Below are 9,742 nucleotides of genomic sequence, written 5' to 3'. Positions count from 1 at the left end.
CACCGCGCCGCCGCCGGGGAGCGGCTGCGCGGTGGCCAGGAGGCTGCGGCCGTCCTGCGTCAGCTCCGCGGGCCGCACCTGCGCGCCCTCCAGCACCCGCCGCACCACGTCCAGGAACGCCGGCCTGCGCGCCACCTCCTGAGGGGAGAGGCCGCGCGGGTCGCCCACCAGGTTGAAGATGCGCCGCGCCGCCGGGTTGGTGCGCCGCACGTGCCCCTCGGCATCGAGCGCGATCACCCCCTCGGCCATGGAGTCGATCAGCGCCTGCATCTCCGCGCGCTCGCCCTCGAGCTGGCGAAGGCGGCGCTGCAGCTCGCCGGCGAGGAGGTCCAGCGCGTCGGCCAGCTCGCCCAGCTCGTCGCGCCCGCCCAGCCGCGCGCGGCGCGAGAGGTCGCCGGCTGCCATGGCGCGCGCCGCCCGCACGATCTGCCGCAGCGGCTGCGTGACGGCGATGGAGAAGCCGAGCGAGAGAAGGCCGGCCAGCACCAGCGCCACCAATCCCACCCCAAAGATGCCGCGCTGCACCCGCGCCACCGCCGCGTACATCTCGCTGAGCGGATCGGCGATGCGGATGACGTTTCCATCCGCCGCCTGCAGCGCCATGTAGAGCTGCTCGTCACCCAGCGAGCTGCTGAGCCGGATCGCGACGCCCACGCGATCGGGCGCCCGCCGCGCGTCGCGGATCTCGGGGCGGTCGGAGTGGTTCTCCAGATGCGTCAGCCCCGCCGCATCCACTTCCGAGTCGCCCAGCACCCGCCCGTCCGGCGCGACGATGGTGACGCGCCGGCTGCTGAGCGCGCCCAACCAGTCCGCCACCTCGTCAGGGTGCGCGGTGGGCCGGGTGGCGTACAGCTCGCGCGCCAAAAACAACTCCCGCCGCAGATCCGCGGAGAGCCGTTCGGTGAGGTGCGTGCGCAGGGTGGAGCCCACCCCCAGCGTGAGCGCCACCACCACCGCCGCGATCAGCGCCAGGTACGAAAGAAAGAGCTTCTGGTCCGCCCTCAGCCGCAGCGTCATTCAATCATCCTAACAGCAGGTCTCACGCAAAGGCGCAAAGACGCAAAGAGGCTTCGCATGCACTCCTTCGCGTCTTTGCGGCTTCGCGTGAGATTGCGGTTTTTCAGCGGACCGGCGGCTCGGTACGGAACCGGTAGCCGAAGCCACGCACCGTCTCGATCCAGTCCGCCTCGTCGCCCAGCTTGTTGCGAAGGCGCTGCACGTGCATGTCCACCGTGCGCGTGGCGATGTTGGCGGTCACCTCCCACACGGCTTCCAGGAGCTGCCGGCGCGTCTGCACGCGGCCGCGGCGCTCCATGAGGGTGAGGAGGAGACGGTACTCGGTGGGCGTCAGCTCCAGCGGCAGGCCGCCCACTTCGGCGCGCGCGGCGCCGGAATCGACCGAGAAGGGGCCCACGCGCACCACCTTGCCCCCGCGGCCAACCGGCGGCGCCTGCTGCACGCGCCGCAGCACCGCGCCCACGCGCAGGATCAGCTCCTGCGGCGAGAACGGCTTGGCCACGTAGTCGTCCGCACCCTGCCGCAGCCCCTGGATCCGGTCCTGCTCCTCGCGCCGGGCGGTCAGCAGGATGACGGGGATGTCTAGCGTCTCCGGGCGGCGGCGCAGCTCCTCCAGCACCTGGAGGCCGCTCATGCCGGGGAGCATCAGGTCGAGGACGATGAGGTCCGGGCGCTCCACCTCGGCCGCGCGGATCGCCTCGGGGCCCGTGGATGCGGTGCGGACGCGGTACGACTCGCGCGCCAGGTGGTACGCCACGAGCGCCGAGATGTCGGGCTCGTCGTCCACCACCAGGATGTGTGCGTTCAGCGGCTTCACGGCCTCGGCCTTGTCGTGGCTGGGCAGTCCCACGAAGTCGGGGAGCCCGCGGGCAAGATGAGGCTTCCAGGAAGCGGTCGGCAAGGTTCACCTCCATAGGGGAGCACGACACGTGCATCGTCCCGTGGAGTGTAACGGGCGCCGGTAACGCCGGAGTAACGATCCCGAACGAGCGGGGCGACGATGGGCACCCAACGTTCTCGGGCTCCCGGCTGTCAACGTGAAGGTAGCCCCGTCATCCGACCATCAACGACAGGACCGCCCCTCGTTCTGGGGCGCGTGGAGCCGCATGCCGTATCTCAGAGCGCTGGTCTGCGCCATCCTCCTCGCCCCCGCCGCGCTGGCGGCGCAGGTGGGCGTCACGACGGACCTCCTCACCGGGCGCGTAACGGGCCCCACCGGCGCGCCCGTCTCCGGCGCCACCGTGGAAGCCGTCTCCGCCGAGGGGAACCTGCGCAGGTCAACCACCACGCGTCCGGACGGGCGCTACACGCTGACCTTTCCGGACGGCGGAGGGCGCTACCAGCTTCGGGTGACGGCGCTGGGCTTCGCGGCCGCCACCGCCGTCGCCGCGCGCGAGGCGGACGAGGACGTGCTGGTCACCAACTTCCGCTTGGGCGAGCGGGCGGTGGCGCTGGAGGGGATCACGGCGCGCGCCAGCCGCACCCCGCCGCCTTCCAACAACGCGGCGGGCGGCACCGAGCGCACCCTCCCCGGCGAGACCGTCAACCGCCTCCCGCTGGAGGACAACGACCCCGCCCGCATCGCCACGCTCAGCCCCGGCGTCGTCGCGGTTACACAGGGCGATTCGAGCGAGGCGCGCGGGTCGTTCTCGGTCGCGGGGCAGCGGGCGGCGCTCAACCAGGTGACGCTCGACGGCGCGTCCTTCACCTCCGCGCTCTCCGGCGGGCAGTCGGGAGGCGGGTCGCCGCTGGGGATTCCGCAGGAAGGGGTGCGCGGCACGCAGGTGGTGACCAACACCTACGACGTGGCGCGCGGACAGTTCTCCGGCGGGCAGGTGGCGCTCACCACGCGGCGCGGATCGAACCAGTTCAACGGCTCATTCCAGTACCAGCTCCGCGATCCCAACCTGCAGGGGAACGCGGGCGTTCCGTCGTGGGGCGGCGGCTTCACCCAGAACCGCTTCAGCGGCGGGCTGGGCGGGCCCATCGTGCGCGACAAGCTCTTCTACTACCTCTCGTTCCAGGCGCAGCGCCGCAGCGACGAGCTCTACTCCCTCACCCCCGGCGACGACGACGCGGTGCGCGCGCTGGGCGTGAGCCCGGAGTCGGTGGATCGCTTCCTGGGAGCGCTCCAGACGCGCTACGGCGTGAACGGGCGGAGCGGACTCTTCGAGCGAACGGGCGACGCGCTCACCACGCTGGGCCGGGTGGACTGGAACCTGACGCCGCGCCACACGCTGGCCCTGCGCGGCAACCTGAGCCTCTACGAGCAGGACAACGCCCGCATCGGTTTCCTGGAGACGCTGGGCAACGGCGGCGAGGTGGGGACGAGCGGCGGCGGCGGGCAGCTCACCCTCACGTCTCGCTTCGGCGCGGGGTGGATCAACGAGCTGCGCGCCTCCGTGAATCGCGACGAGCGCGACCAGAACGCCTACGAGCAGGTTCCCGAGGGCCGCGTCCGTGTCGCGTCCGAGCTGGGCGAGGGCGATCGCGGCGTGGCGACGCTGGTCTTCGGCGGCGACCGCCAGCTCCCCACCCTCACGCGTGAGACGACGACGGAGCTGAGCGACGAGCTCTCCTTCCTCTTCCGCGACCGGCACCGGCTGCGCATCGGCGGCCTCTTCAACCACTCGGCGTTCCGGCAGGAGAGCACGCCGGACCGCTTCGGCACGTTCGAGTTCGAGTCGCTGGAGGCGTTCGAGGAGGGGCGGCCCACCCGCTTCACCCGCTCACTCACCACGCGCGAGACGGAGGGCGGCGGGGTCAACGCCGCCATCTACGTCGGCGACACCTGGCGTCCGCTGGACCGCGTGCAGCTCACCTTCGGCGCCCGCGGCGAGGCGACGCGCTTCGACGAGTCCCCCGCGCGCAATCCCGAGATCGAGCGCCTCTTCGGCTACCGGACCGATTTCATTCCGAGCGAGCTGCACGTCAGTCCGCGCCTCGGCTTCTCGTGGCGGCTGAACGAGCAGGGCGCGCCGCTGCGGCTGGTGCGCGGCGGCGTGGGCGAGTTCCGCGGGCGCGCTCCCTTCTCCCTCTTCGCATCCGCGCTGGACCAGACGGGGCTCGCTACGGGCGAGACGCTGCTGGAGTGCGTGGGCGCGCGCGTGCCGGTGCCGGACTGGGGGGCGTACCAGCGCGACCCCTCCGCCATCCCCACCTCGTGCGCGGACGGCGGCGCGGGCGAGCCGGTGCGGCGCCTGCCGACGGTGACCGTGTTCGATCCGGATTTCGGAGCGCCGCGCTCGTGGCGCGCCTCGCTCGGCTTCCAGACGCAGCTCCGGCCGCGGCTGAACGCCAGCATCGACGTGAGCCAGGCGTGGGGCGTGAACCTGTACGGCGTGCGCGACCTCAACCTGCGCGACGACGCCCCCGCCTTCGCGCTGGCATCCGAGGGCGGGCGGCCGGTGTACGCGCCGGCCTCCGCCATCACTGCGACGGGGCAGATCCCCTTCTTCGCCTCGCGCGAGAACCCGGAGCTCTCCAACGTCTTCGCGGTCGATTCGGATCTGGGCTCGCGCAGCACGCAGGCGACGCTGGGCTTCAACGGCCAGCTTCCGCGGCGGATCTCCTTCCAGACCTCGTACACTTTCTCGCGCGTCCGCGACCAGTCGTCGTTCTCGTCCGGCGCGCCGCGTTCCGGTTTCTCGCAGCCGACCACGGCGGGGAACCCCAACGTGCGCGAGTGGTCCACCAGCGACCTGGAGCGGCGCCACTCGCTGGTCACCGTCCTTGGCGTTCCCTTCGGGCAGGCGTGGGAGGTGACGCTGATCGGCCGGGCCACGAGCGGCAACCCGTTCACCCCGCTCGTCGGCGGCGACATCAACGGCGACGGCGCCCGCAACGACCGCGCGTTCGTCTTCGCGCCGGGCGCGTCTGGAGACACGGCGGTGGCCAACGGGATGGCGCGCCTGCTGGACGGCGCGGAGGGCGGCGTGCGCGAGTGCATCGAGTCGCAGCAGGGCTCCATCGCCGGCCGCAACAGCTGCCGCGGGCCGTGGACGGGGACGCTGGACCTGCGCGGCACCTTCCGCCCGCAGCTCCCCACCCTCGCGCGTCGCCTCTCGGTGTCGCTGGACGTGACCAACCTCTTCGCCGGCGCGGACCTGCTCTTCAACGGCAGCGACAACCTGCGCGGGTGGGGGCAGCAGGGCTTCGGGCGCGACGAGGTGCTCCTTTACCCGCGCGGCTTCGACCCCGCGCAGAACCGCTTCCTGTACCAGGTCAACGAGCGCTTCGGCGAGACGCGCTCGCGGCGAGGCGGCTTCGGCTCGCCGTTCCAGGTGCAGCTCTCCGCGCGGCTGCTGATCGGGACGCAGCAGGGGCAGGGCGGCTTCGGCGGGCTTGCGGCGATCGGGGGCGGGCCGGGTGGAGGTGGGCCGGGCGGGTTCGGCGGGCAGGGCGGCGGGTTCGGCGGCATCGTCCGCGAGGGCGGCGGGATCGACGTGAACGCGCTTCTCTCGCGCCTCCTTCCCGACCCCGTGTCGCCGATCCTTCTGCTGCGCGACACGCTCAACCTGACCCCCGAGCAGGTGACGGGGATCGAGGCGATCCGCGACTCGCTGCGCGCGCGCAACGAGCCGGTGCGCGCGGCCGTCCGCGCCGCCATCCCCGCGAACGCGAACGCGCAGAACGCGGGCGAGCTGTTCGGACGTGTGGGGCCGCTGCTGGAGCCCGGCCGCCAGAACGTGCAGCGCGCGCTCCGCGAGGTGCAGGGGGTGCTGACGCCGGAGCAGTGGCGCCGTGTTCCCGCCGCGCTGCGCAACCCGCTGGGCAACTTCGGCGGCCCCGGCGGCGGCCAGCGCCCCCGCGAGGATCGCCCGCGCAACCGCGAAGGCGGCGCGCGCCGTGGCACCCCGCCCGCAGGCACCCCGCCGACGACCCCGGCGCCCACGCAGCAGCCCGCACCGGCGCCGGGCACACCGCAGCCGCAGCCGACGCCGTCGACGCCAACGCCCGTGCCGACGACCCCGCCACAGCCGACGCCGACAACCCCGCCGACGCAGCCGACGCCGGTGCCGACGACGCCGCCGGGGCGGTAAGCGGGCGGGAAGCCCCCTCCCCCGCTCGGTCCACGCGGCCCCTCCCCCAACTGCGGGGGAGGGGCGTTTCGCGTGCATCTAGGCCGGGGGTCGCACACGTCAGGGCGCGGGCGGGCACGGGCAGCCACGTGGGGCGGCCCCTACGGGATTGGTGTGCGTGGGCGGGCGTTGAGGTCGCGGCAAGGGTGGGCAGACACGCAGGTCTGCCCCTACCGGATATCCGCGTGCGGAGCGGGCGGCGGAGCGGCGGCGGGCACGGGCGCGATGAATCGCGCCCCTACGGGCATCTGCGAAGCGCGAACGAAGTTCTCCCCCTCCCCCGCCCTGCGCCCCCGCAGGCGGGGGAGGGGGCCGGGGGCCCTACGCGCCCTCCCCCCTCCCCCGCAGTTTGGGGGAGGGGGGCCGGGGGGGCGGGGGCCTGGATGCCCGCCCTACTCCGCCGCCCGCGCCGCCGCGCCCGTCAGCGCCATCGTCTCGAACGGGTCCTCGCGCATGGCGGGGGGGGGCTGCACCTTGGCGGGGAGAGAGAGGGTGAAGGTGCTTCCCTCCCCCACACGCGACTCCACCTCCAGCGAACCCTCCAGCAGCTCCGCCAGGCGGCGCGAGATGGGGAGGCCCAGGCCGGTGCCCTGCTGCGGATCGGGCTGGTGGAGCTGGACGAACTCGTCGAAGATCTTGTCCAGGTCCTCTTCCGGGATGCCGCGGCCGCGGTCCACCACGCTCACCACCACGCCGCCGTCGTCGCGCGGGCGGCAGGCGACGGTGATCGCCTTGCCCTCGCCGAACTTGATGGCGTTGGAAAGGAGGTTGAGGAGGATCTGCCGCACGCGGCGCGGGTCCGTCACCACCGTCACCGGCACGGGGCACGGGTCCAGGGCCAGCTCGGAGCCGTGCTCGTCGGCCAGGGGGCGGACGGTGATGAAGAGGTCCTGGATGACGTCCGGGAAGGTGGCGTTCTGGATCTCCAGGTCCACCTTGCCGGCCTCGATCTTGGAAAGGTCCAGGATGTCGTTGACCAGCTCCAGCAGGTGGCGCGCCGCCTTGTTGGCCCGCTCGATGCCGCGCGACTGCTGCTCGTTCAGCTCGCCGTAGATGTTGTCCAGCAGGAGCGAGCTGTAGCCCAGGATGGCGTTGATGGGGGTGCGCAGCTCGTGGCTCATGGAGGCGTAGAAGCGCGACCGGGCGCTCATGGCCGCCTCCAGCTCGCGCTGCCGCGTCTGCAGCTGGTCGTTGAGCTGCTTGAGCTGCTCCGAAGTCTGCGCCAGCGAGACCGCCTGCTGCCGCAGTGCCTCCTCGGCCCGCTTGCGCTCGCTGATGTCGCGGGCGATCACGGTGAAGACGCGCTCCTCGTCCAGCTGGAGGCACGAGAGCGACGCCTCCACGGGAAAGCTGTCGCCGCCCGGGCGTGTGGCGGTGAGGGCACGGCTCTGCGGCGTGGGGGCCGGGCCGGCCTCCGTGCCCGACGTGCGGCCCGCGGCGCAGATGGCGTCCAGCGAGGCCTCGTCGAAGTCGGGCTCGAAGAAGTCGTGCACCGGCCGCCCCGCCGCGTCGCTCGCCGACACGCCGAACATTCGCTCCGCGGCGGCGTTGAAGAGGGTGATGCGCCCGCCGCCGTCGAAGGTGATAATCGCCTCCATGGCCGACCTCACGATCTCCGCCATGCGCGCCTCGCTGGCCTGCAGCTCGCCGCGGTGGCGCAGCTCCAGCTCGCGGCGCTCGCTCTCGCGCAGGCGGCGCTCCTGCTCCTGGAGCTGCTGCGTCTTCAGGTAGAGGTCGATGAAGACCGCCACCTTGCTGCGCAGGATGTCCGGGTTGAAGGGCTTGAACATGTAGTCCACCGCCCCCACCGAGTACCCTTCGAAGATGAACGCCTCGTCCTTGGAGATCGCCGTCAGGAAGAGGATGGGGGTGAGGCGGGAGCGCTCGCGGCTCTTGATGAGCTGCGCCGTCTCGAAGCCGTTCATCCCCGGCATCTGCACGTCCAGCAGGATGCAGGCGAAGTCCTGCTGAAGCACCTGGCGCAGCGCCTCCTCGCCGGAGTTGGCGCGCACCACGGTGTGGCCCAGCGGCTCCAGGATCGCTTCCAGGGCGAAGAGGTTCTCCGGGCGGTCGTCCACCGCCAGGATGCTCGCGCGCGGCTCTCCGGTCATCCGCGCACCGGGGCGCAGGGCGGCACGCGGCGCCGGCGGATCCCCGCCAGGTACGGCGCGATCTGCTCCATGGGAAGCACGCACGCCTCCGGGCACGCCTTGGCCGCGGCGAAGGGCATCACCCGCACCTCGGCCGTGGCGGGGTCCTGCACCACCCCCAGCCCTCCCGCGTCCAGTATGCGCCGCAGCCCCCGCGACCCGTCCGCGTTGGCCCCGGTCAGCACCACCCCGATTGCGTCCATTCCGTACGTATCCGCGGCAGACTCGAACGTGACGTCGATGGAGGGGCGCGAAAAGCGCACCGGCGCCTCCGTGGAAAGGGTGAAGTAGCCGTCGTCCACCAGCATGTGGTAGTCGGGGGGGGCGATGTACACGCACCCCGGGCGCGCTTCCTCCTTGTCGTTCACCTCGTACACCTCCATCGCGGTGCACTCCTGCAGCAGCTCGCAGAGCAGCTCCGAGTCCTTGCTGCGGTGCTGCACCACCGCCACCGGCATGGGGAAGTCGGCCGGCAGGGCGGCCACCAGCATGCGCAGGGCGTACAGCCCTCCCGCGGAGGCACCGACGGCGACGATCCGGTATCCCGCGTCTTCACCCGTCACTACGAAAGCCTCCGGAAGATCTTTTCCTTCGTGTTCAGCGCCTCGTACCGGTCCTCGTACGCCGTAAACCGCATGCTCTCCTTGCTCCCCAGCCCCAGGATCCCGAAGTTCACCAGCGAGTCGTAAAAGAGCTCGTGCACGCGGTTCTGCAGCTCCCGGTCGAAGTAGATCATCACGTTGCGGCACACGATGACGTTGAACTCCGCGAACGACCCGTCGGTCACCAGGTTGTGCTGCGAGAACACCACGTTGCGGGTGAGCGCGGGGTCGAAGCGGGCGCCGTCGTACATCGCCGTGTAGTACTGGCTGAACGATTCGGTGCCGCCGGCGCGCAGGTAGTTCTGCGTGTACTCCTGCATCTTGTCGAGCGGAAAGATCCCCGCCCGCGCCCGCTGCAGCACCACCTCGTTGATGTCCGTGGCGTAGATCCTCGACCGGTCGTACAGCCCCACCTCCTTCAGCAGGATGGCCATCGAGTACACCTCCTCCCCCGTGGAGCACCCCGCATGCCAGATGCGGATGAAGGGGTAGGTGCGCAGGAGCGGGACCACTTCGTTGCGGAACGCGGCGTAGAACGATGGGTCGCGGTACATCGCCGTGACGTTGATGGAGAGGTCCAGCAGGAGCTTCTCCATCATCGCCGGGTCGTGCAGCACCCGGTCCTGCAGCTGGCTCACGGTGGCCAGCCCTTCCGCCTGGATGCGCTTCCACAGCCGCCGCTTGAGCGACGAGTAGGCGTAGCTGCGGAAGTCGAAGCCGTACTGGCGAAAGATCCCCTCCATCAGCAGCTCCACCTCCAGCTTCTCCACGTCGCGGCGGTACGCGGCGGGGGTGTCCGGAAGCGCGACGTCGTCCCGCCGCTCCGCCCGGCCGTCGCGCTCCTCCGCCCGCCGCGCCGGGGCCGCGGCGGGGGATGCATCCCCCGCCGCCC

6 protein-coding genes are annotated in these 9,742 nt (G+C 72.0%); 1 reads left to right on the top strand and 5 read right to left on the bottom strand.

From position 1 onward, the window contains the following. Together VF647_01710 and VF647_01705 are read right to left on the bottom strand one after the other, a co-directional pair. Nucleotides 1-1,017 (bottom strand): HAMP domain-containing protein (locus VF647_01710; GenBank protein HEX8450778.1); only part of this gene is annotated, 1,017 nt, incomplete at its 3' end. Nucleotides 1,018-1,120: 103 nt separating this feature from the next. Further along, a complete protein-coding gene (locus VF647_01705; protein HEX8450777.1) occupies nt 1,121-1,918 on the bottom strand; it encodes a response regulator transcription factor in 798 nt (265 codons plus the stop codon). Nucleotides 1,919-2,123: 205 nt separating this feature from the next. Here VF647_01705 and VF647_01700 point away from each other — a divergent pair, with 205 nt between their 5' ends. Beyond that, the gene (locus VF647_01700; GenBank protein ID HEX8450776.1) at nt 2,124-6,059 is read left to right on the top strand and encodes a carboxypeptidase regulatory-like domain-containing protein; all 3,936 of its coding nucleotides are present in this window, start codon (nt 2,124-2,126) and stop codon (nt 6,057-6,059) included. Nucleotides 6,060-6,490: 431 nt separating this feature from the next. Here the strand turns inward: VF647_01700 and VF647_01695 are convergent, their stop codons facing one another. The 3 genes from VF647_01695 to VF647_01685 form a co-directional block, all read right to left on the bottom strand. After that, the gene (locus tag VF647_01695) at nt 6,491-8,209 is read right to left on the bottom strand and encodes an ATP-binding protein (GenBank protein HEX8450775.1); all 1,719 of its coding nucleotides are present in this window, start codon (nt 8,207-8,209) and stop codon (nt 6,491-6,493) included. Next, a complete protein-coding gene (locus VF647_01690; protein HEX8450774.1) occupies nt 8,206-8,811 on the bottom strand; it encodes a chemotaxis protein CheB in 606 nt (201 codons plus the stop codon). Before VF647_01690 ends, VF647_01695 begins: the two co-directional genes overlap by 4 nt. After that, nucleotides 8,811-9,742: protein-glutamate O-methyltransferase CheR (locus VF647_01685; GenBank protein HEX8450773.1), on the bottom strand; the 932-nt coding region annotated here is incomplete at its 5' end. The genes VF647_01690 and VF647_01685, both read right to left, overlap by 1 nt.

This window comes from Longimicrobium sp., from assembly GCA_036387335.1.
Lineage (GTDB): Bacteria > Gemmatimonadota > Gemmatimonadetes > Longimicrobiales > Longimicrobiaceae > Longimicrobium.
Note: the sequence above shows the minus strand (reverse complement) of the source record. Positions and strands in the feature narration are given on the sequence as shown.